Annotated in this window: 21 protein-coding genes and 1 tRNA gene; 13 read left to right on the top strand and 9 right to left on the bottom strand. The window is 66.7% G+C overall.

Translation table 11 applies throughout. From position 1 onward, the window contains the following. Nucleotides 1-175 precede the first annotated feature (175 nt). The 3 genes from MBTS_RS09120 to MBTS_RS09130 form a co-directional block, all read right to left on the bottom strand. Entirely contained in the window at nt 176-787 is a 612-nt protein-coding gene (locus MBTS_RS09120; RefSeq protein ID WP_018045135.1) for a response regulator, read from the bottom strand. Between the two features lie 207 nt (nt 788-994). After that, a complete protein-coding gene (locus MBTS_RS09125) occupies nt 995-2140 on the bottom strand; it encodes a transglycosylase SLT domain-containing protein (protein ID WP_018045134.1) in 1146 nt (381 codons plus the stop codon). A gap of 317 nt (nt 2141-2457) precedes the next feature. Further along, nucleotides 2458-2534 (bottom strand) — tRNA-His (locus tag MBTS_RS09130). Between the two features lie 235 nt (nt 2535-2769). On the opposite strand from MBTS_RS09130, the gene MBTS_RS09135 reads away from it, so the two are divergent. Next, nucleotides 2770-4602, top strand: a complete 1833-nt coding sequence (locus tag MBTS_RS09135; RefSeq protein ID WP_147830402.1) for a chloride channel protein — start codon at nt 2770-2772, stop codon at nt 4600-4602. 93 nt (nt 4603-4695) lie between these two features. Here MBTS_RS09135 and MBTS_RS09140 read toward each other — a convergent pair whose 3' ends face one another. Further along, entirely contained in the window at nt 4696-6057 is a 1362-nt protein-coding gene (locus MBTS_RS09140) for an MFS family transporter (protein WP_056140357.1), read from the bottom strand. Nucleotides 6058-6446: 389 nt separating this feature from the next. Between MBTS_RS09140 and MBTS_RS24110 the strand changes: the two genes are divergently transcribed. Beyond that, nucleotides 6447-6884, top strand: a complete 438-nt coding sequence (locus tag MBTS_RS24110) for a hypothetical protein (protein WP_308444978.1) — start codon at nt 6447-6449, stop codon at nt 6882-6884. After that, a complete protein-coding gene (locus MBTS_RS24115; RefSeq protein ID WP_308444979.1) occupies nt 6881-7258 on the top strand; it encodes a DUF1236 domain-containing protein in 378 nt (125 codons plus the stop codon). The genes MBTS_RS24110 and MBTS_RS24115 overlap by 4 nt, the downstream gene beginning before the upstream one ends. Nucleotides 7259-7669: 411 nt before the next feature. Here MBTS_RS24115 and hrcA read toward each other — a convergent pair whose 3' ends face one another. Further along, nucleotides 7670-8767, bottom strand: a complete 1098-nt coding sequence (gene hrcA, locus MBTS_RS09150; protein ID WP_056140363.1) for a heat-inducible transcriptional repressor HrcA — start codon at nt 8765-8767, stop codon at nt 7670-7672. A 213-nt stretch (nt 8768-8980) separates the two neighbouring features. On the opposite strand from hrcA, the gene MBTS_RS09155 reads away from it, so the two are divergent. Beyond that, a complete protein-coding gene (locus MBTS_RS09155) occupies nt 8981-9910 on the top strand; it encodes a glutaminase (protein ID WP_082473002.1) in 930 nt (309 codons plus the stop codon). Between the two features lie 29 nt (nt 9911-9939). Here the strand turns inward: MBTS_RS09155 and MBTS_RS09160 are convergent, their stop codons facing one another. Then, nucleotides 9940-10644 carry a helix-turn-helix transcriptional regulator gene (locus MBTS_RS09160; protein ID WP_192215464.1) on the bottom strand — a complete coding sequence of 235 codons (705 nt, stop codon included), beginning with the start codon at nt 10642-10644 and terminating at the stop codon, nt 9940-9942. A gap of 75 nt (nt 10645-10719) precedes the next feature. Here MBTS_RS09160 and MBTS_RS09165 point away from each other — a divergent pair, with 75 nt between their 5' ends. After that, nucleotides 10720-11322, top strand: a complete 603-nt coding sequence (locus MBTS_RS09165) for a glutathione S-transferase family protein (RefSeq protein ID WP_192215465.1) — start codon at nt 10720-10722, stop codon at nt 11320-11322. Nucleotides 11323-11509: 187 nt separating this feature from the next. Here the strand turns inward: MBTS_RS09165 and MBTS_RS09170 are convergent, their stop codons facing one another. Next, nucleotides 11510-12550 (bottom strand): glutamine synthetase beta-grasp domain-containing protein, encoded by a 1041-nt coding sequence (locus MBTS_RS09170; protein WP_018045125.1) that lies wholly within the window; start codon nt 12548-12550, stop codon nt 11510-11512. 490 nt (nt 12551-13040) lie between these two features. Here MBTS_RS09170 and MBTS_RS09175 point away from each other — a divergent pair, with 490 nt between their 5' ends. From MBTS_RS09175 to MBTS_RS09195, 5 genes are all read left to right on the top strand, one after another. Then, nucleotides 13041-13361: a hypothetical protein gene (locus tag MBTS_RS09175; protein WP_238253752.1), complete on the top strand. Its 321-nt coding sequence runs from the start codon at nt 13041-13043 to the stop codon at nt 13359-13361. A gap of 124 nt (nt 13362-13485) precedes the next feature. Next, nucleotides 13486-14199 carry a ribonuclease PH gene (rph, locus tag MBTS_RS09180; RefSeq protein WP_018045122.1) on the top strand — a complete coding sequence of 238 codons (714 nt, stop codon included), beginning with the start codon at nt 13486-13488 and terminating at the stop codon, nt 14197-14199. Then, nucleotides 14196-14831 (top strand): RdgB/HAM1 family non-canonical purine NTP pyrophosphatase, encoded by a 636-nt coding sequence (gene rdgB, locus MBTS_RS09185; protein ID WP_192215466.1) that lies wholly within the window; start codon nt 14196-14198, stop codon nt 14829-14831. The genes rph and rdgB overlap by 4 nt, the downstream gene beginning before the upstream one ends. Nucleotides 14832-14945: 114 nt before the next feature. Then, nucleotides 14946-16124: a radical SAM family heme chaperone HemW gene (hemW, locus tag MBTS_RS09190; protein ID WP_147830410.1), complete on the top strand. Its 1179-nt coding sequence runs from the start codon at nt 14946-14948 to the stop codon at nt 16122-16124. Between the two features lie 16 nt (nt 16125-16140). Next, a complete protein-coding gene (locus tag MBTS_RS09195; RefSeq protein WP_147830412.1) occupies nt 16141-16368 on the top strand; it encodes a hypothetical protein in 228 nt (75 codons plus the stop codon). A gap of 111 nt (nt 16369-16479) precedes the next feature. On the opposite strand, the gene MBTS_RS09200 is transcribed toward MBTS_RS09195, so the two are convergent. Then, nucleotides 16480-17652, bottom strand: coding sequence for a penicillin-binding protein activator (locus tag MBTS_RS09200; protein WP_238253753.1), 1173 nt, complete (start codon nt 17650-17652; stop codon nt 16480-16482). 208 nt (nt 17653-17860) lie between these two features. Between MBTS_RS09200 and rsmI the strand changes: the two genes are divergently transcribed. Together rsmI and MBTS_RS09210 are read left to right on the top strand one after the other, a co-directional pair. After that, nucleotides 17861-18823, top strand: coding sequence for a 16S rRNA (cytidine(1402)-2'-O)-methyltransferase (gene rsmI / locus MBTS_RS09205; protein ID WP_192215467.1), 963 nt, complete (start codon nt 17861-17863; stop codon nt 18821-18823). Beyond that, nucleotides 18810-19202 (top strand): YraN family protein, encoded by a 393-nt coding sequence (locus MBTS_RS09210; RefSeq protein ID WP_192215468.1) that lies wholly within the window; start codon nt 18810-18812, stop codon nt 19200-19202. The genes rsmI and MBTS_RS09210 overlap by 14 nt, the downstream gene beginning before the upstream one ends. Nucleotides 19203-19241: 39 nt before the next feature. Here the strand turns inward: MBTS_RS09210 and MBTS_RS09215 are convergent, their stop codons facing one another. Beyond that, nucleotides 19242-19631 carry a response regulator gene (locus MBTS_RS09215; protein WP_018045115.1) on the bottom strand — a complete coding sequence of 130 codons (390 nt, stop codon included), beginning with the start codon at nt 19629-19631 and terminating at the stop codon, nt 19242-19244. Nucleotides 19632-19893: 262 nt separating this feature from the next. Between MBTS_RS09215 and MBTS_RS09220 the strand changes: the two genes are divergently transcribed. Then, nucleotides 19894-20787: a glycine betaine ABC transporter substrate-binding protein gene (locus MBTS_RS09220; protein WP_192215469.1), complete on the top strand. Its 894-nt coding sequence runs from the start codon at nt 19894-19896 to the stop codon at nt 20785-20787. Nucleotides 20788-20806: the final 19 nt, after the last annotated feature.

The following is a 20806-nucleotide window of genomic DNA, read 5'->3' on the forward strand; positions in this document are numbered from 1 at the left end:
CGCAATGCAAGAGGTGCGCCCAACTCCGTGGCGGAGCAGGATTCCGCTGCCACGCCTGCGCAGCATTGTCCTGGATATCATCGCCGGGGCAATGGTCGGCGAGCCTGCTCGACAGGGATGTTTTTGGATGAAGGACCGTGCGGCCCGAGTCGATGTCTCGGTGCGCAGCCGTCGATCAGGGTACGGCCGGCGGAGGATTGCTCGTGGCGTGCTCGGCCTCCACCAGAACGTCCTGCGGTCGCCAGGGTTTAGGGATGAACACCACTCTCTCGGGTAACGCATCCGGTCGCGGGGCGCGCCGGCCGGAGGTGACGACCATGCGGGCCGTGGGCCACAGCATGGCCACGGCCCGTGCGAGCTGCAGGCCGTCCATGACACCGGAAAGCTGGATATCGGCAAAGACGAGAGCGACGTCCCCACCCCGATCCCGCATCACGGCGAGCGCCTCTTCCGCCGAGCTGCAGCCGATCGTGTCGAGTTCGGTCTCATCGAGAAGGGCGACCGCCAGACCTTGCGTCGACGCGTCGTCTTCCACCACCAAAGCGAGGCGACCGGACTTGCGCACCGGTGCGGAGACGACGGGCTCCGGCTCGGCCGCAGCGTCCGGCGAAGGTACCTGACGAACGAGGGCGGCCAGATTCTCGGGGATGCCCTCGGCGATCAGGTCGTCATAGAAGGAAGCGAGCGCTTCGCCGATCTGATCCAGAGCGAGGCTGGGCGCGAGCGTATCGTGACCGGCGCGCTTGGCGGGAGCGGCCTTGAACGGCGTGGGGGACCGATCCTTCAACGGGCCTTTTGGATCGAGCACGTCATCCCTCCGACTTTCGTAATCCGCCCCCGCACGACATGCGCGACTGCAAGCTCAACGTCGGGAGTTCGGCGTCAGTTGCCCCAATGGACAACAAGAGGGGCCGGCATGCGGCGAACGCGGCCGCAAGGCGCGTGATCCGTGCCGGCGACGGACAGCATGAAGATGGAAATCGGTGTCGTGCGCCTACTCGGCCGACGCGTCGGCATAGGCCATCACGCCCGAAAGCGAGCGGACATCGCGGTAGCGGGCGCCGCGGGTGCTCATCATGGTCTCGAACTTCTCGTGAACCTCGGCCACCGACAGGCTTGCGGCCTTGCGACGACCGCGCTGCGCCGCGAAGAAGATGGTGCGGTTGGCGCGTGCCGGGCCGGGCAGCATCTGTGCCGCGGCGGATTTCGGCTTGTCGACCACGCTGGCGAGGAATTCCTCGGCATCGTCCGGCCCGAGGAAGTGCGCGAGGTAGACCTCGCCGAGGGTGAGTTCGCGGCCGATGCGCAGGGAGATTCGCGCCGCGTCGCGCTTGAGCATCTCGCCCGCCATCAGGGCGGCGAGGTAGGGATCGCGCCGCAATTCGAGGATGCGGGTCCGCTCGGCGGCATCGGCGACGCTCGGCTTGCCATTGTCGCCGGAGACCACGAGGGCCGCTTCCTGCGTCAGCCCGTATTTCGGTCCGAAATCGCGCACGACGCCGAGCCAGGTCCGCTCGATGAACTGGAACAGACCGGTGGCCGAGGAGGTCTTGGCCTGCACTTCGGTGATGAAGCTCGATTCCTTGTCGGCCACCGCCATCAGCAGGACAGGGTCGGTCTGGACGGCCTGGGCCGCACGGACGATCTTCTGAACGAGGTGGCGCCGGATCTTCATCGGCCCGAATTCGAGGATGTCGTTCGGGTCGCCGACGGCGCTTTCGGTGAGCAGATAATCGTAAGACACCCGGTCGACCGCATTGGAGCCGATCTCGGTGTCGAGGTCGTGTACGGCAGCGAAGGCCGAGGACGCCGTGAGCACGGTGGGCGCCGCATCGAGGACCGCCGGTACCGACGATTGAATCCTGGGCTTGGGCATCGACGGCTCGGTCATCGCCTGAGCCGACTGCACCACGGCGCCAAAGCCGCTCGTGCCCGTGCCGTTGAGGACGACGGCGCTGAGGCCGCCGGCGACCAGCATCATCGCGATAACGGAGCGCGTGAGCGCGGGGCGGCTGCCATGATCGCGGCCGACGCGATTCTTGAGGGTCAGAGCATCGGACGATGTCGCAACGTCACCGCCAGCGCCGAAGCGGCGCGAGGGAGGGGAAATCCGTGATGATCCGACCTTCTGAACCCGCATCTGATCGACTCGTCTCCGTGTGGTGGCGCACATCGGCATTTACGAGGACAGTTGTGGCGACAAAACGGCTAGGCTTGTGCTCATCCCGTGGCGTCGATGGCCGCTTTGAGGCAGCTTGGCCGTAAGTCGAGGCAACGGCCGCGCTATCGCGCGCTCGATCGGACCCGCTCCGTGTCCATCGGACACTTACGGCATCGCCGATTCCAGACTTTCGATGGAGGGATGGCGTCTCGGCCGTCGGACCTCATGGAAGTCCGTGACGCGAACCCGTGCCCGATGCCTTGCCGGGCGTCGTCATACGCGCCCGGAAGGTCGAATGGTACCACTGCCCCGGCTCGAACGGGGGACCTCTTGATCCACAATCAAGCGCTCTAACCAACTGAGCTACAGCGGCACTCGGGCTGCGATGTATCCCGAGGCCGCGGGCATTTCAAGCGCCTGCGGCGCAGGGAATGCAGAATGGGGAAAACTCATTGTCGCGCGCAGGCGGGCTCGCACCGGAAACCGGTCGACGCCTCCGGCCTTTGCCCCCTAAGGTGGCGGCTGTTTCCCACCCCTTTCGTCTCACTCTTTCCCAGCGGTCGATGAAGCCAAGAAGCGTGCCGCGCCGTGGATTTCCCGCCGGCCAGATGCTGGTTCACGTGCCCGGCCGATTGCGCGCCCTGGTGCGCGGCAGCGAGTTCGGCCTCGTGATCCTGGCCGCCTGCGTTGGAACCATCGCCGGGATCGCCGTCTCGGCCATGAGCCTCACGACTCAGGGCCTGCGGGAAATCCTCTATCGCCTGCCGCACGGCGCGCGCCTCAGCGCATCGACGGATGTGGATCCGCTCCTCATCCTGTTCGGCCCGGCCATCGGCGGCTTGGCTATCGGCCTCATCGCTTTCGGGCTCGCGCGCTGTCGCGGCGGCCCGCAACGGCCCATCGTCGATCCCATCGAGGCCAATGCCCTGCATGGGGGGCGGCTCTCGGTGAAGGGGTCCGTCGCCGTGGCGGCCCAGAACGTGATTTCGAACGGCAGCGGTGCCTCGGTCGGCCTCGAGGCCGGCTTCACCCAGATCTGCGCCAGCCTCGCCTCCCGTCTCGGCGTCGCCTTCGAAATGCGCCGCTCCGATCTACGGACCCTGGTGGGCTGCGGGTCGGCCGCTGCCATCGCGGCCGCCTTCGGCGCGCCGCTCACGGGGGCGTTCTATGCGTTCGAACTCATCATCGGCACCTATTCCATTGCCACACTGACACCGGTCGTGGTGGCGGCCCTGTGCGGCAGCCTCGTGGCCAAGGCGCTGGTGACGCAAAGCCCCCTCGTCAGCGCCAATGGGTTCGAGGCCCTGACGACCCGGGCGATTACGGGAATCGACACCCTGCCGAGCCTCGCCCTCGGTCTTGCCTGCGCCGGGCTCGGCATCCTGATCATGCGCGGCGTCACCCTGGTGGAGCAGGGGGTGCGGGCGACCGGTCTGCCGTCCTTCCTCGCGCCGGCCCTCGGCGGTCTCTGCGTCGGCGCCCTGGCTCTCGCGGTCTCGCCGCAGATTCTCTCCGGCGGTCATGGCGCGCTCCATCTCCACCTCGATGTCGACATGCCCGCCATGGGGATCGGTGCCCTGGCGCTGCTGTTCGTGGCCAAAGCTTCGGCCTCGGCGATCTCCATCGGATCGGGCTTTCGCGGCGGGCTGTTCTTCGCTTCCCTCTTCCTCGGCGCCCTTGCGGGGAAACTCTTCGCCGCGTTGGTGGCGGAGACGATCCCCGGCCTGTCAGGCCTTCACGGATTGTCCGGTCTGGAGAGCCTCACAATGTTCGGCCTCACGCCGCTCGCCTATGCGGTGATCGGCATGAGCGCGCTAGCGGTGGCCGTCATCGGCGGCCCGCTGACGATGACGTTCCTCGCCCTCGAACTCACCGGCAGCTTTCCCATAACCGGCCTCGTCCTCGTGGCCGTGATCGCCTCGTCGATGACCGTGCGGAAGACCTTCGGCTATTCCTTCGCCACCTGGCGCTTCCACCTTCGCGGCGAAAGCATCCGCAGCGCGCACGATATCGGCTGGATCCGGTCGCTCACCGTGGGGGCGTTGATGCGCCGCGAGGTCGAAACCACACCGGTCGACATGACGCTGCGGGATTTCCTGAAAGCCCATCCCCTCGGCTCGCCCTCGCGCGTGGTGCTGGTCGACGGGGAAGGGCGCTATGCGGGGATCGTGCTGGTGCCCGAGGCCCATGCCCTCGCTACCGTCGATGGCGAGGCCGCTCTCGCCGAGGCCATGCGTTATGCCGACGTGTTCCTCACTGCCGACATGAACGCCAAGCAGGCGGCCACTGCCTTCGATGGAGCCGAGAGCGAGGCGTTGGCGGTGGTGGACGATCTGGCCTCGCGCCGGGTGGTCGGCCTGCTCACCGAGAGCCACACGCTGAAGCGCTACACCGAGGAACTCGACCGGCAGAGGCGGGCGATCATGGGCGAGTCTGGATAAGCACAGGACGCTTCGCGATTTTCTGTGCCGGACCCGGGAGCTGGTTTCGCCATCGCCCCATCCGCCCGGGAAGGGCGGATGGGATTGGTCGTTTCAGGCCGGCACCACCCGGCGCGACTTGCGCATCAGCGCCTCTTCCACGGTGCCGTCGCCGTCGAGATAGCCGTGACGCTTGGGGTTCGGCATGATCAGCGAGCCGATGAAGGCGATGGCGAGCATCGCCGTGACGTACCAGAAGAAGCTGCTCTCAGAGCCGATCTGCTTCAGATACAGGGCCACCATCTCCGCCGTGCCACCGAAGATGGAGTTCGCGACCGCGTAGGAGAGGCCGACGCCGAGCGCGCGGACCTGGGTCGGGAACAGTTCGGCTTTCACGATGCCGCTGATGCCGGTGTAGAAACTGATCACCGTGAGGCCGATCATGATCAGGCCGAACGAGAGGTACGGGTTGGTCGTGGCGCCGATGGCGGTCATCAGCGGCACCACCATCAACGTGCCGAGCCCGCTATAGAGAAGCATGTTGGTCTTGCGGCCGATCCGGTCCGACAACCAGCCGAAGAAGGGCTGGATCACCATGTAGACCAGAAGCGCCGCCGTGGAGATCTGCGAGGCAGTGATCTTGTCGATATGCGCCGTGTTGAAGAGATACTTCGGCATGTAGGTGGTGAAGGTGTAGAAGCTCAGGGAGCCGCCGGCGGTGTAGGCGAGCACCACGCAGAACGCCCGCCAATGCTTGAAGAGGGCGGCGAAGGTGCCGGATTCCTTCGAGGCCATGTCCTCTTTCGTGGCGGTTTCCGCGAGCGACGAGCGCAGGAACAGGGCGACCACAGCCGCCATCGCGCCGATCAAGAACGGGATGCGCCAGCCCCAGGCGGTGAGTTGCTGGGCGGTGAGGACGCTCTGCAGGATGATCAGCACCAGCGAGGCGAGGAGCTGGCCGCCGATCAGGGTGACGTACTGGAACGAGGCGAAGAACCCGCGCTGACCCTTCAGGGCGACCTCGCTCATGTAGGTCGCGCTGGTGCCGTACTCGCCGCCCACGGACAGGCCCTGGATCATGCGCGCGAGCAGCAGCAGGGCGGGAGCCCAGTGCCCGACGCTGGCATAGGTCGGCAACACGGCGATCATCAGCGATCCGCCGCACATCATCAGCACCGAGATCATCATCGAGGTCTTGCGGCCGAGACGGTCGGCGATGCGGCCGAACAACCAGCCGCCGATGGGGCGCATGAAGAACCCCACGGCGAACACGGCCGCGGATTTCAGGAGCTGGCTGGTATCGTCACCCTCTGGGAAGAAAACCGGCGCGAAGTAGAGGGCGAAGAAGGCGTAGCAATAAAAATCGAACCACTCGACCAGGTTGCCCGACGACGAGCCGACGATGGCGAAGATGCGGCGACGGCGATCTTCCGGATCGTCGGGCCGCGAAGGATCGATCGCGATAGCATCGGACATGTGGACTCCCAGACTTCGAGCAGGACCTTCGGAGTAGGTCTCTTGGGCGGCGACGTTAAGCACCGGTCCAAGATTCACAAGGGCTTAAGCGCGGCTTTTCTACAGCGCGCTTGAAATGTCAGCCGTTCTTCGCGCCGGGACGGTTGGCTGTTCAGAGCCAAAGGATAGGCGAGCGCGCCCGTCCAATGAAAGGCGCATCATTCAAGCTTGAGCGTAGCGGTCTCCATGATGAGAGGCGTCATGTTACAAAAATGAGGAACGGTTTTGCCGGTCTTTCTGTTTCGGCTTCGCATCGGCGCCTGTCGGCGTCTGAGTTCCACATGAGAATGGACTGATCGACATGAGCAAGATCTTGCGGAGTACGATGACGGCTGCCGTTCTGGTCGTCGGTGCGGCGACTGCTTTCGCCCAAGGTGGGCCTGGAGCCGGCGGTGGAGGCGGTGCGGGCGGCGGCGCGGCAGGAGCCGGTGCGCCGGGTGGTGGCGGCGCGGGTGGTGCGGGATCGGCCGGTGGCGCCGGAATGCGTGGCGGCGGTGGCGCCGGAGCGGAACGTGGTGGAGCGGCAGGCGGTTCGGAGCGTGGCGGTTCTCCGGGGGAACGTGGTGGTCCGGCGGGCGAGCGCGGCGGAGCGGCCGGGATGGAACGGGGCGGTAGCGACCGGAATGGCCGCATGGAGCAGGGTGAACGCCCGGGTGCCGGCGGAAGGACGGACGCCGGCCGGCCAGATCGTGACGGCAAGGCCGATCGTGACGGCAAGGCTGAACGCGATGATAAGCCGGACCGGGGCGAGCGCATGGAGCGAGGCGGCAAGGCCGATCGCGACATGAAGGACGGCAAGGCGGACCGTGGCGAGCGGATGGATCGCGAGAAGGGTGATCGCGGTGACAGGGGCGGGCGTGGAGATCGAGGCGGACGAGGCGACAGTGGCGCCGTGCGTGGAGCCTATGGCCGGCTTGGTGCTCCGCAGCGGACGGAGTTTCGCCAGAACGTGCTGCGTCGCGGCATTCCACGCCTCGCCGCCGGTGCCTTCGCCCTGACGGTGGGGACCGCCATTGCTCGCAATTACACCCTTTACGACCTCCCGCCGGATATCGTTCGGATCGTGCCGGAATACGAAGACTACCGCTACGTCCTCGTCGATGATGACATCGTCATCGTCGATCCCGATACCTACGAAATCGTGGACGTCATTCGCGGCTGATCTCGGATCGGCGGTTTCCCCGAGAGGGGAGCCGCCGCAGGGCGAAGCATCTTCCTTTGTCGTCCGTAGCCGCGATGCCGGCCATAGCGATGCTGGTGCTCAACAGCCGCGACGTGATGATGCGAAAGTAAGTCCAGAGGCTCCGGATCGGTTGTCATCACCGATCCGGAGCCTCTACGTCTCAGCTTTTCCACCGATCTGTCGCTCGCTGCGAAAGGCATATCCGTAGCCAGCGAAGGTCTGTGATCCTATTTTGTCGTCTTCGTCTCTCGGTTCGTGGTTTCCGCCGCCGGCACCGCTTGGTCGTTCGGGCCTTCGGCGTGTCACAGGTTCTCAAAGGCAGAAACGGGGGGCGCCTTCGCGCGGCCCACTCGGCTCGGGCGGGCCGGCCCTCACGGTGCCTGGTTTCCCTCAGCGGCCGCCTCGATCCAGCATCCGCGAGACCACCCTGGCGGTGTAATCCACCATCGGAACGATCCGTGCGTAGTTGAGCCTGGTCGGACCGATCACGCCGACGACACCGACGATCTTCTGCGAACCGTCCCGGAACGGCGCCGCGATCATCGATGAGCCCGAGAGCGAGAACAGCTTGTTCTCCGAGCCGATGAAGATGCGGACGCCCTCGCCGCCCTCGGCGCGGGAGAGGAGTTCGATGACGTCCTTCTGCGTCTCGAGATCGTTGAACAGCAGGCGGATCCGTTCGAGATCCTCCACCGCGCGCAGGTCGTCGAGCAGGTTCGCCTGGCCGCGTACGATCAGTTGGCGGGCCTCTGACGGCCCGACCGTGGTGGCGAGACCGGCATCGACCAGCCGCTCGGTGATGACGTCGAGTTCGCGCTTCATCGCCTCGCGGCCAGCCTCGATTTCCGCTCTCAAGCCTCCGAGGGTCCGCCCCTGCAAGCGGGCATTGAGGTAGTTCGAGGCCTCCTGCAGGGCGCCCGCCGGAAGGCCGGGCGGCAGGTCGAGGAGGCGGTTCTCCACCGAGCCGTCATCGGAGACGAGGACGACGAGGGCGCGGGCGGGATCGAGCCTGACGAACTCGATGTGCTTGAGATGGACGTTGCTCTTGGTGGTGACGACAACGCCCGCCCCCCGCGAAATGCCCGACAGCATCGACGAGGCCTCGGCGAGGGCGCTCTCGAAGGTGTGGCCCGAGGCGGCGGCGCGCATCTGCGCCTCGATCCGCTCCTGCTCCTCGCGGCCGACATCGCCGATCTCCAACATGGCGTCGACGAAGAAGCGCAGGCCGAGTTCCGTCGGCAGGCGCCCGGCGGAGGTGTGGGGCGCGAAGATGAGCCCGGAATGCTCCAGATCCGCCATGACGTTTCGGATCGAGGCCGGGGACAAGGCCATCGGCAGGATCCGCGCGAGGTTGCGCGACCCCACCGGTTCGCCCGTCGTGAGATAGCTCTCGACGATCTGCCGGAAGATCTCACGCGTCCGCTCATTCAGGGCCGAGAGGGCCTGAAGTTGCTGCGAGGACGAATAGGGATGCGCGCGTTCGGTCACTGGGTGTTTCCTGACCGCCGATTGTGTCCGGCCCGGAGCCCGGGCACAACCTTTACCGGTGAGGCATAGCCGCCCTGTGGTCTGCTAATCCGTTTGCCGCCCGAACGGAACGGCCTTTGCGTTGCGTCGCCGCCCTCGCGAGCCTGCTCGCCGTGGCCGGCGGGTCTGGTTGAAGGACCCGCAGCTCCCGTCCGTTCGGAGGAACACGCCGCCGTGCCCGACCTCGACACCGTCGTCAAAGAGATCGCCGAGGAGATGGCGGACAGGCCGGACCGGGGGGAGGTCGCCACATACATACCGGAACTCGCCCGGGTCGACCCGAAGGCGTTCGGTCTCGTCGTCATCGATGCGGACGGTCACGTGGCGGCGGGAGGCGACAGCGACACGCCGTTCTCGATCCAGAGCATCTCGAAGGTTTTCACCCTCACCCTGGCACTCGGCATGGCCGGCGACCGTCTCTGGCGCCGGGTGGGACGCGAGCCCTCGGGCAGTCCCTTCAACTCCATCGTCCAGCTGGAGCGCGAGCGCGGCATTCCGCGCAATCCCTTCATCAATGCCGGTGCCATTGCGGTCACCGACGTGATCCTGTCGGGCCATCAGCCGAGGGAGGCCCTGGGCGAGATCCTGCGTTTCATGCAGTTCCTGGCGCAGGATCCCACGATCATCATCGACGAGGCGGTGGCGGCCTCTGAACTGCGCACGGGCTTTCGCAACATCGCGCTCGCCAACTACATGAAATCCTTCGGCGTTCTCGACAATCCGGTGGATTTTACCCTCGGCGTCTATTTTCACCACTGCGCCATCGCCATGTCATGCCGGCAGCTCGCCAACGCCACCCGTTTCCTGGCGCATTCCGGGCGCAACCCGATGACCGGTTATTCCGTGGTCTCGGCTGAGCGAGCCCGGCGTATCAATGCGGTGATGCTTACCTGCGGTCACTACGACGGCTCGGGTGAGTTCGCGTATCGGGTCGGCCTGCCGGGCAAGAGCGGAGTCGGCGGCGGGATCATCGCCGTGGCACCGGAAAAGGCTTCGATCGCGGTCTGGTCGCCGGGCCTCGACGCATCCGGCAATTCCCATCTTGGCCGGATCGCCCTCGAACAGCTGACCAAGCGCCTCGGCTGGTCGATCTTCGGCGCTTGATCGCGCTCGCCCGGGCGCCTTTCCGGTCCTCAGCCCTCCGGCGCGTCCGCGGCCTTTCTCTTCAACACAGCGAGGTAGTCCCGCAGGAGCCCCACGCGTTTCGGCCGGAAGCTCGCGCCCGCGAGTTCGGCAGCGGCGATCCGGTCCACTCTGAACATCCGGTGCGCCTCGCGCAGACAGCACCAAGTGAGGACCACCAACTTGCGGTCGAGATAGACGATCGCAAGCGGCCAGATCGTCCGTTCCGTGATCCGCGCCTCACCGTCCGCGTAGCGGATCGTCACCGCCTCTTCGCGCCAGCACCCTTCGCGGATCACCGCCGTGGCGGGGGAGGGGGCGAAGCGCTCCTCGGAGCGCCGGACCTGCGAGACCGCGTGGAGCAGGTGCTGTTGGCCGGTATCGGGGAGGGTCGCCGCCACCTTGGCGAGCACTGCGGCGGCGGCCCTCGCCAGCGCCGGATCTCCCATGTGCCGGACCTCGGACAAGCCGAGCACCAGCGCTTCGATCTCGATTCGATCGAAGATCTGTGGCGGCAGAGCCCCGTCCTCGATCAGTCGGTAGCCGTAGCCGCGCTCACCCTCGATATGGGCGCCGGCTGCGCGAAGGCTATCGATGTCGCGGTAGAGCGAGCGGAGGGAGACGCCCGTCTCCTCCGCCAGCCGGGCCGCCGTCACCGGCGCAGGCAGCATGCGCAGAGCCTGAAGCAGTCGGAAGAGGCGGTCCGTGCGAGCCAAAGTTCAACTGACGCAGAGTGGCAGTAGCGCTCGCTTATAGGCATCGGTGTCGACCCCGCCAACACGAGTACCCCGATGCTGACCCTCTTTCATTCGCCCAAAAGCCGCTCGACCCGCATCATCGCGCTGCTGCACGAGCTCGGCGCCCTCGACGAGGTGTCGGTGGAAATCGTCGCCATCGCGCGCCAGGACGGCTCCGGCCAGTGCGATCCCAGCAATCCCCATCCCGAGGGAAAGGTGCCGCTCCTCGTTCATGACGGCGTAACGATCTGGGAGAGCAGCGCGATCATGCTCTACCTCGCCGACCTCTACCCGAAAGCTGGCCTGAGTATCCCGCCGGGTCATCCGCAGCGGGGGGCCTATCTCAGCTGGTTCGCGTGGTATTCGGGTGTGGTCGAGCCGGTGATGCTGCTGGAAGCGGTCGGGCTCACGCATCCCGCCATCGCTTCGACTTTTCGCGGGGGTGTGGAGGTGCGACAGCGGCTCGCTGCAGCACTCGCCAAGGGGCCCTATCTCTTCGGCGAGCGCTTCACGGCGGCGGACCTACTGCTTCACTCGCCTTATGCCTGGTTCGGCAAACCGGGCGATCCGGTCCTCGATGCGTGGATCGAGCGCTGCATGGCCCGTCCTGGGGCGGCTTTCGCCACGGAGTTCGACCTCCTGCACCCACTGAAATGAGCGGTCTCAGCAGGGCACTCCATCTCAGCATGGGTGAAGCGCGGCGGTTCTGAGCTAATGTCTCGACTATCGTCCGCGCAGCGTCGATATCGGGCATTGTGCCTAAAAAGACGCCATTCGGCTCATGAAGCAGTCATGGAGAATGAAAATCGCCACGGCGCCGAGGAGCGCCGTGGCGGATGTTGTGTCAGGCTGCTGCCTTCGCTTCCTCGGAAGTCGGAACCGAGGCGACGGTCTTCAGGATCTGCGAAGCGATCTGGTAGGGGTCCCCCTGGCTGTTGGGACGGCGGTCTTCCAGATAGCCCTTGTACTCATTGTTGACGAAGCTATGCGGCACGCGGATCGAGGCGCCGCGATCGGCGATGCCGTAGCTGAACTGGTCGATCGCCGCGGTCTCGTGCTTGCCGGTCAGACGCATGTGATTGTCCGGGCCGTAGACGGCGATATGATCGTCCAGGTTCTCCTTGAACGCCGCCATGAGCGCCTCGAAATAGGCTTTGCCGCCCACCGTGCGGAGGTGCTCCGTCGAGAAGTTGGCGTGCATGCCCGAGCCGTTCCAATCGGTCGCACCGAGTGGCTTGCAATGGTATTCGATGTCGATCTCATACTTCTCGCACAGGCGCTGCAGGATGTAGCGGGCGACCCACATCTCGTCGGCGGCCTTCTTGGAGCCCTTGCCGAAGATCTGGAACTCCCACTGGCCCTTTGCCACCTCGGCGTTGATGCCCTCGTGGTTGATGCCGGCGTCCAGGCACAAGTCCAGATGCTCTTCGACGATCTTGCGTGCGATCGAGCCGACCTCCTTGTAGCCGACGCCGCAGTAATACGGGCCCTGGGGGGCCGGGTAGCCGCTGGCGGGGAAGCCGAGCGGACGACCGTCCTTGTAGAAGAAATACTCCTGCTCGAAGCCGAACCAGGCGCCGTCGTCGTCGAGGATCGTGGCGCGCTTGTTGGAGGCATGCGGCGTCACGCCGTCCGGCATCATCACTTCGCACATCACCAGCACGCCGTTCTTGCGTGTGCTGTCGGGGAAGTGGCGCACGGGCTTGAGCATGCAGTCGGAGCTGCCGCCCTCGGCCTGCATCGTCGAGCTGCCGTCGAAGCCCCAAAGCGGAAGCTGCTCGAGGGTCGGGAAGCCGTCGAATTCCTTGATCTGGGTCTTGCCACGCAGGTTCGGCACCGGCGTGTATCCGTCGAGCCATAGATACTCGAGCTTATATTTCGTCATTTCGAGCCTCTCGTCCCTCAAGCGATCCGACGGCCGGGTCTCCCCCTCACATCGTTCGCGGCCGTTCGTAGCCGGAATCGCCGCTAGCATAACGTGTGCCAGCCATGGTCGTGGGGCGAGGTGCCATCGACGGCGGGATCCGGCCGCAACGAGGCGGACCCTTTACTCACAGGGATAGAGAATCCGTCTCGCGGGAATGATTCTGCCTACCGAGTAGGCACCCCTAAATGGGCATCCGGGAAGTGCTCGAGCGAATGCTCATATTCTGTTCGCCATCGTTGCCTTGCCCATTTGCTTAGCAAGCGACGACGCAGCGTGGTCGTGTGGCTAGGAACATTGTCCGGTGGAAGCGCGCCTTCTGCTTAATCCCGAAACAAAAAATATAAATTCGGAGCAGCGCATGCTGCCTTTCCAGGCGAGCACGCGTTCCATCGCATCCGCACCAATACGGTCGGCGATACGAGTAACTCACGGAACGGAGTCCGTCCTGATGAAGAACCCAACCCTGTCCGCCATGGCGAAGACCCTCGCCATTGTGGTCGCCCTGGTGGGCGCGATGATCCTCGGTACTCCGCGCGGCGCCCAAGCCGCACCGATGGCGGTGTCCAGCCAAGTCGCCGGCTCGGTCAACGTGGCCGCCACGCAGGTCCAGTACGGTGGTGGTCACTGGCGCCATCACGGCCGGCATCATCGCCGTCACTTCGGTCACCATCGCGGTCGCCACTTCGGCCATCACTACGGCCGTCGATTCGGCCACCACCACCATCACCGCCGTTTCGGTCATCATCATCGTCGCCACTACCGCTACTGAGGCGTGAGTTGGGGGCGCGTCCCCGTGGGCGCGCTCCTCTTCATTCTGGCCGCGCTTGCCGGTGGACAAACCGGGGCCTAAGAGCCCGGACGATCAATCCGGAACTCGACCAAGGAGAGTGCCCATGCGGCCCTCGAAGCGCGCGAACGACGAACTGCGCACCGTCACCCTGGAGCGCGCCGTCGCCCGCTATGCCGAGGGTTCCTGCCTCGTCACCTTCGGCCAGACGAAAGTGCTCTGCACGGCCTCCCTCGAAGAGCGCGGCCCGCCATGGCTGCGCGGCTCGGGCAAGGGCTGGGTCACCGCCGAGTATTCCATGCTCCCCCGCGCAACCCACGAGCGCACTCGCCGCGAGGTGAATTCCGGCAAGCCCTCCGGGCGGACGCAGGAGATTCAGCGGCTGATCGGCCGCTCGCTCCGTGCCGTCACCAATCTTCCCGCCATCGGCGAGCGACAGATCACCGTGGATTGCGATGTGATTCAGGCGGATGGCGGTACCCGCACCGCTGCGATTACCGGAGCCTGGATTGCACTGCACGATTGTTTCACCTGGATGCGCGGGCGCTCCATCATCTCGGTCGACCCCCTGCGCGAGCATGTCGCCGCGATTTCCTGCGGCATCTACAAGGGCACCCCGGTGCTCGATCTCGAATACGCGGAGGATTCGGCCGCCGAGACCGATGCGAATTTCGTCATGACCGGCTCCGGCGGCCTCGTGGAGGTGCAGGGCACCGCCGAGGGCAAGCCCTTTTCGGAGGCCGAACTCATCGAATTGCTGCGGCTGGCCCGTGGCGGAGTCGAGCAGCTCGTTTCCCTTCAGAAGCAGGCGATCGCATGAGCGAGCCGCGCATTCTCACAGGGCGGCTGGTCATCGCCACCCACAATCCCGGCAAGCTCGTGGAGATGCGCGAGCTACTGGCGCCGTTCGGCGTGGAGGCCGTCTCGGCGGGCGAACTCGGTCTGCCCGAGCCCGATGAGACCGGTACGATGTTCTCCGAGAATGCGGCGATCAAGGCCGTTGCCGCAGCCCAGGCCTCGGGCTTGCCCGCCTTCGCCGACGATTCCGGCCTCTGCGTCAATGCCCTCGACGGTGCACCCGGCCTGTTCTCCGCCCGCTGGGCTGGTCCGAACAAGGACTTCTCCGGCGCCATGGCCCGCATTGCGGCCGAACTCGACAAGCGTGGCGCCGCGACCCGCCGAGCTCACTTCGTCTCTGCCCTCGTCATCGCCTGGCCGGATGGCCATACCGAAACGTTCGAGGGTCGGGTGTTCGGCGATCTCGTGGAGCCGCGCGGCTCACAGGGCTTCGGCTACGACCCGATGTTCTTGCCGGACGGCTACGATCGCACCTTCGGCGAGATCTCCTCGGAGGAGAAGCATGGCGTCGACTGGCAGAGCGGGAACGCCCTGTCGCACCGCGCCCGCGCGTTCGTGCTTCTGGCCGGCAGCTGCCTGCGTCGGCCCGGCTGAACGGGCGGGCGAGCTTCTTTACGCCTCACCTCGGCCGCATGCGGAGGTGAGGCGGTCACCTTGGATCGTCCCGGCACCATTGCCAAAATCCCCAGCCGCGCGCACATCCGCCCGATGACCGATCGTTCAGGCCCGGACCACCCGACCCGCGATGCCGGGTTCGGCGTCTATGTCCATTGGCCCTTCTGTGCCTCGAAGTGCCCCTATTGCGACTTCAACAGCCATGTCCGCCATGCACCAGTGGATGAGGGTCGTTTCCTCTCTGCGTTTCGGGCCGAGATCGCCAATGTGGCGGCGCGAATTCCGGGCCGCACCGTGTCGAGCATCTTCCTCGGCGGCGGCACCCCGTCATTGATGCAGCCGAGCACCGTCGCGGGGTTGCTCGAGGCCATCGACGATGCCTGGGGCGCGGCGCCCGATATCGAGGTGACGCTGGAAGCGAACCCGACCAGCGTCGAGGCCGGCCGTTTTCGCGGTTATCGGGCCGCCGGAGTGAACCGCGTTTCCCTCGGGGTCCAGGCCATGGACGACGCCTCCCTGAAGGCCCTCGGGCGGCTCCACACGGCCGCAGAGGCGATGGCGGCGGTCGAGACGGCAGCCGCGCATTTCCAGCGCTACTCCTTCGATCTCATCTATGCGCGGCCGAACCAGAGCGCGTCCGCCTGGCGTGCCGAGCTCAGGGAGGCCATCGCCAGGGCGGCCGAGCACCTGTCGCTCTATCAACTGACCATCGAGCCGGGGACGCCGTTCTTCGGACTTCACGCCGCCGGCAAGCTCGTCCCACCGGACAACGATATGGCGAGAGCGCTCTACGACGTGACGCAGGAGGTCTGTGACGCGGCCGGGCTCTCTTCCTACGAGATTTCCAACCATTCCCGCCCCGGTGCGCAATCGCGGCACAACCTGCTGTACTGGCGTTATGGCGAATATGCCGGCATCGGTCCCGGCGCGCATGGCCGGCTGGTGACCGGCGAAGGGCGAATCGGTACGGTCACCGAACGGGCTCCGGAAGCCTGGCTCGCCCGGGTCGAGCGCGACGGCCACGGCATCGTCGAGACCGAAACCCTCTCGGCCGCAGACCAGGGCGACGAGTTCCTGATGATGGGCCTGCGTTTGAGGGAGGGCGTCGATCCGGGCCGCTATGCGATGCTCAAGGGTCGCCCCCTCGATCCGGTCCGGGTCGAGGCCCTGATCGGCGATGGGCTCGTCGCCCGTCTGGACGGAGGCCGTATCGCCGCGACCCCGCGCGGTGCGCCGGTTCTGAACGCGGTGGTGGCGGAACTCGCTGCCTGATGCCGGAGCGCCGGCCATGACCGCGTCGGTCGTCGCCCTCGTGCTCGTCGCGGCCTTCCTCCACGCCGCCTGGAACATATTACTGCGTGGCGGCACGGACCGGCTCTGGTCGATGAGCGTGATGAACCTCGCCGTCGGCGGGCTCGGCCTCGCGGGCCTCATCGCATTCGGCCTGCCGAACCTGTCGAGCTGGCCCTACGCGGCGGCCTCCTCCACATCGCCTAAAACGCTCTGCTGCCGGTGACCGATCGCAGGGGCGATCTCGGCCAGACCTAGCCGATCGCCTGGGGTTCATCGCCGGCCATGGTCGCCCTCCATGCAGCCCTCATCGGCCACACCTGACGCGCACGGCGGATCATGTGCCGGAGGGGCCGAGCGTGCGCGGTGCCGGGCTGACGATGGTCGGTGCGCCGCTACGGATCTCGTAGATGGCCAGTGCCCTGTCGCTCAACCCCTCCGGCCGGAAGCGGAAGGTGCCGTCGATCCCAGAGAAGCCTGCCTGCGTCGTCAGGGTGACGTCGGCGAAGCGCTGCGATCCGTACTGCCGCGTCAGCGCCGCCATGAGCGAGACGGCGTCATAGGCCAACGTCGCCACGCGTGGTGGCACGGAGCCGAAACGCGCCTGATAACGCTGCGAGAAACCGTTGAACCCATTGGCATCCGCCGCTGCGAACCAGCCGCCCTGCAGGGCGGGGAGGGCAAAGACGCGTGGATCGTTCCACACCGCCGTGCCAATGGGTCTGACCCGGCCGGGAGAAAACCCCGCCTTGGTGAGCGCGGGTGCGACGACGGCCAAGCCCTCCGGGCTTTCCGGCAGGAACAGGGCATCGGCCTGGGCGCCGGGACCGTTGATCAGGCCGGCGAGGCGCGAGATGGCGGGGGCGGGCGCGCCCGGCGCGTAGCGCTCGATTCCCACCAGGCGGGCGCCCTTCCTCGCCACCGCCTCGCGGAACTGCGCCTCTACGGCATTGCCGTAGCTGCTCTCGGGGATCAGAGCGGCGAAGGAGCGGCGTCCGGCTGCAACCGCTTCGTCGACCACGCGGTCCACCTCGGCCTGCGGCAGGAAGCTGAGAAGATAGACGCTGCGCGCCGCGACGCTCGCATCGGTGGAAAAGGCGATGATCGGCTTGCCGGCCCCACGCGTGACCCCAGCCGCCGCCTGGACATTGGCCGCGAAAAGCGGTCCGAGCACCAGCTCGGCGCCCTCGGCGAGGGCGGCCTGGGCCGCTTCGCGCGCGCCATCGGGCGAGCCGCGGTCATCCTTCACCAGGATCTGCAGGTCGGGCTTCTGGAAATCCTCCACGGCGAGTTCTGCGGCATTGCGCAGTGCCGCGCCGACTGCCGAACCCGGACCGGAGAGGGGCAGGATGAGAGCGATCTTCACCGACCCGGTGCCGATCTTCGTTGCACCCAATGACGTCGCCTGCGGATCGCCCGCGGCGGCCATATCCGGGTTAGGCGCGGCTTTCGTGGCGCGCGGGCCGCCATCGGGGCCGCCGATGCAGCCGCCAAGCCCCCCGACGAGCATGAGGATCGCCGCGGCCCTTGCCCAACCGACCGTGGCGGGACCGTGGCCCCTTGCAAGGCTTTTCCCCATTGCACGGTACTCCCCGTCGCTCATCTGCATCGCCCGCCCGATCCGCGCACGGTTAAAGCCTGGACGACAAAAGTAAATGTGCCGACACCCCCGGCGCGGGCATTCCTCCGGCCCGTGTCCCCGTGGCAAAGTCCGCCTCATGACTCAGAGAATCGACAATCGGACGCGCCGCTCCAAGGCAGTCCACGATCCGGCCAAGCCCGTCTCCACCTTCACCGCTTTCGGCCTTGCGGCGGAGGCCGAACCGCTCGACCCCGGACTGCACGTGGTGGCGACCCCGATCGGCAACCTCAAGGACGTCTCGTTCCGTGCGCTGGCGACCTTGGCGGCGGCCGATACCGTGCTCGCCGAAGACACCCGCGTCACTCGCACCCTCCTGATGCATTACGGCATCACGACGCCGCTGGTCGCCTATCACGAGCATTCGAACGCGGCGGTGCGTGAGCGTATGATCGCACGGATGCAGAACGGCGAGGCCTTGGCCCTGGTCTCGGATGCCGGAACGCCGTTGGTTTCCGACCCCGGTTTCAAGCTCGTCCAGGCTGCGATCGAGGCGGGCATTGCGGTGACGCCTATCCCCGGTCCATCCGCGGTGATGACCGCCATCGTCGCGGCGGGCCTGCCCACCGACCGCTTCTTTTTCGAAGGCTTCCTGCCGCAGAAATCCGGTGCCCGGCGCAATCGCCTTGCGGCGCTCGGGCAGATCCCCGGAACGCTGGTCCTGTTCGAATCACCCCACCGCCTGCCCGAGATGCTGGTGGATGCCGCCGCGATCCTCGGAGGGAGCCGGCCCGCGGCAGTCGCCCGCGAACTCACCAAGCTCTACGAGACAATCCGGCGCGGCACCCTCGCGACCCTGGCGGAGACCTTCACCGAGGAGGGGGCTCCCAAGGGCGAGGTGGTGGTGGTGATCGGGACCAACCCGGAAGAACCGCCGGAGGAGGAGGTCGAGGCCGGTCTCGATGCGGCGATCGAAGCGGCGCTGTCCCGCCACTCGATCAAGGACGCCGCCGCCCTCGTGGCCGATGCCACCGGCCAGCCCCGTCGCGTGGTCTATGCCCGCGCCCTCGTCCTCGCCCGGCGCTCCGATGCGGACGTCTAAGCTCATCGACGCGAAAGAGCGGCGGCGCGCCACCTACCTGCGCGGCCATTCGGGCGAGACCCTCGCCCTCCTCGCCATGATGATCAAGGGGTATCGCCCGCTCGCCCGGCGCTTCAGCGCGAGCGGCGGGGAAATCGACCTCATCCTGCGCCGGGGCGACACGATCGCTTTCGTGGAGGTGAAGGCGAGGGCGACCCTCGACACGGCCCGGACCGCCATCGATGCGAAGAAGCGCGCCCGTTTTTCGCGCGCGGTGCGCACTTGGATGGCGCGCAATCCGCGCTATGCCACCATGACGTTGCGTGCGGATGCCGTCTTCGTGGCACCGCGCACCTGGCCTCGCCACCTGCCCGATGCCTTCGCGATCGAGGGCATGTGAGGCGGCGCGACGGCCGTACTGCACATCGAAGGTCGCCGCTTACTTCCTCGCTGCGGCGAGGGCGGCGATCAGCGTGCGCTTAAGATCGGCCTGGCTGAACGGCTTCTGGACCACGGGACGGTCGCGGAACGGCTCGCGGATTCCCGCGCCGCCATACCCCGTCGAGAAAACGATGGGCAGGTTGCGTTCCGTGATCGCCTCGGCCACCGGATAGATGGGTTCGCCAGCGACGTTCACGTCGAGGATGGCGACCTCGAAGGTCTCGCTCCGTGCCATTTCCAGGGCCGTCGCGAGACGAGCCGCGGGCCCGACGACGGTGCACCCGAAATCGAGCAGCATGTCTTCGAGCAGCATGGAAATGGCGGCTTCGTCCTCCACCACCAGAACCCTGGCGCCGTCGAGGAGAGTGTCGTTCTGTTCAGCACTCACGCTGGGGATTCTTCCCTTCGATTCGTTCCGGCCTGGAACGGTGCCGTCATCCGGAGCCTTACAGGCTTGCCATCCGTGAGGTTGGCGAGAATGACGTTTAGCGCCTGCGGCAACGGTCGAGCCGTCGCCCGTTCCGCTTGGCGTGTCAAGGCGCAGGAAGCGGCCGCGGAGGTTCAGGATCGGGTTAATGTTATCGGACGATACATTTTCACGCAGATCGGCGGGACCTGTGGCGCCCGGAGCGACGAACCGGCGCGGCGCGATGGCGCTGCTGGCTGCCGGGATCGTCGCAGCGGGCACGTCCGCGCGGGCGGAGCGACCCCTCGTCGTGGCCTCGAAGAGCGACACCGAAGGCGCGCTCACGGGGGCGATGATCGCCCTCGTGCTCGAGCATCTCGGCGTGCCGGTGGTCCGCAAGCTCGGCCTCGGCCCCACCCTGATCGTCCGCGAGGCCCTCCTCTCCGGCGAGGTCGACATCTACCCGGAATACACCGGCAACGGCGCGTTCTTCACCGGCACCGAGACCGATCCCGCCTGGAAGATCCCGCAGGAGGCCTATGAGACCATCCGGCGCAAGGATGCCGAACGGGGGCTGGTCTGGCTCGCCAGGGCGCCCGCCAACAACACCTGGCTCATCGCCCTCAACGGGGATTTCGCACGGGCGCGGCATCTGGCCACGATGGCGGATTTCGCCAGGGCCGCCAATGACGGCCTCATCCTGCTGGCGGCCTCCACCGAGTTCGTGGAGAGCCCGGCGGCTTTGCCGTCCTTCGAGGCGGCCTACGGCTTCAGCCTGCCCCTCGACCGCATCGTCAGCCTGCCCGGCGGCGACACGGCGGTGACGGCCCGGGCCGCGGCGCAGCGCATCAGCGGGGTCAATGCGGGCATGGTCTATGGCACCGATGGGGCGCTCGCCGCCCTCGATCTCGTGGTCATGGGCGATCCCAAGGCGGCCCAGATCGTCTACGAGGTCGCCCCGGTGATCCGGGCCTCCGCGCTGGAGCGCTACCCGGCCATCGGTCCGGCCCTGGCGCGGGTCTTCGCCGGCCTCGACGCACCGACCCTGCGCGGCCTCAACGGACGAATCACCGTGGACGGCGAGGTCGCGGATCGGGTCGCCCGGCGCTACCTCAACGAGCGCGGGCTGATCGGGTGAGAGCGCCATCGCCGCCCGC

This window comes from Methylobacterium bullatum, from assembly GCF_014845095.1.
Classification (GTDB): domain Bacteria; phylum Pseudomonadota; class Alphaproteobacteria; order Rhizobiales; family Beijerinckiaceae; genus Methylobacterium; species Methylobacterium bullatum.

Bases quoted from the DNA above. Each gene is read 5' to 3' on its own strand.
- MBTS_RS09125 (WP_018045134.1), bottom strand. From the start codon at position 2,140: ATGCGGGTTCAGAAGGTCGGATCATCACGGATTTCCCCTCCCTCGCGC.
- MBTS_RS09135 (WP_147830402.1), top strand. From the start codon at position 2,770: ATGCTGGTTCACGTGCCCGGCCGATTGCGCGCCCTGGTGCGCGGCAGC.
- MBTS_RS09140 (WP_056140357.1), bottom strand. From the start codon at position 6,057: ATGTCCGATGCTATCGCGATCGATCCTTCGCGGCCCGACGATCCGGAA.
- MBTS_RS24115 (WP_308444979.1), top strand. From the start codon at position 6,881: ATGAAGGACGGCAAGGCGGACCGTGGCGAGCGGATGGATCGCGAGAAG.
- MBTS_RS09165 (WP_192215465.1), top strand. From the start codon at position 10,720: ATGCTGACCCTCTTTCATTCGCCCAAAAGCCGCTCGACCCGCATCATC.
- MBTS_RS09170 (WP_018045125.1), bottom strand. From the start codon at position 12,550: ATGACGAAATATAAGCTCGAGTATCTATGGCTCGACGGATACACGCCG.
- MBTS_RS09175 (WP_238253752.1), top strand. From the start codon at position 13,041: ATGAAGAACCCAACCCTGTCCGCCATGGCGAAGACCCTCGCCATTGTG.
- rph (WP_018045122.1), top strand. From the start codon at position 13,486: ATGCGGCCCTCGAAGCGCGCGAACGACGAACTGCGCACCGTCACCCTG.
- rdgB (WP_192215466.1), top strand. From the start codon at position 14,196: ATGAGCGAGCCGCGCATTCTCACAGGGCGGCTGGTCATCGCCACCCAC.
- hemW (WP_147830410.1), top strand. From the start codon at position 14,946: ATGACCGATCGTTCAGGCCCGGACCACCCGACCCGCGATGCCGGGTTC.
- MBTS_RS09195 (WP_147830412.1), top strand. From the start codon at position 16,141: ATGACCGCGTCGGTCGTCGCCCTCGTGCTCGTCGCGGCCTTCCTCCAC.
- MBTS_RS09200 (WP_238253753.1), bottom strand. From the start codon at position 17,652: ATGCTCGTCGGGGGGCTTGGCGGCTGCATCGGCGGCCCCGATGGCGGC.
- rsmI (WP_192215467.1), top strand. From the start codon at position 17,861: ATGACTCAGAGAATCGACAATCGGACGCGCCGCTCCAAGGCAGTCCAC.
- MBTS_RS09210 (WP_192215468.1), top strand. From the start codon at position 18,810: ATGCGGACGTCTAAGCTCATCGACGCGAAAGAGCGGCGGCGCGCCACC.
- MBTS_RS09220 (WP_192215469.1), top strand. From the start codon at position 19,894: ATGGCGCTGCTGGCTGCCGGGATCGTCGCAGCGGGCACGTCCGCGCGG.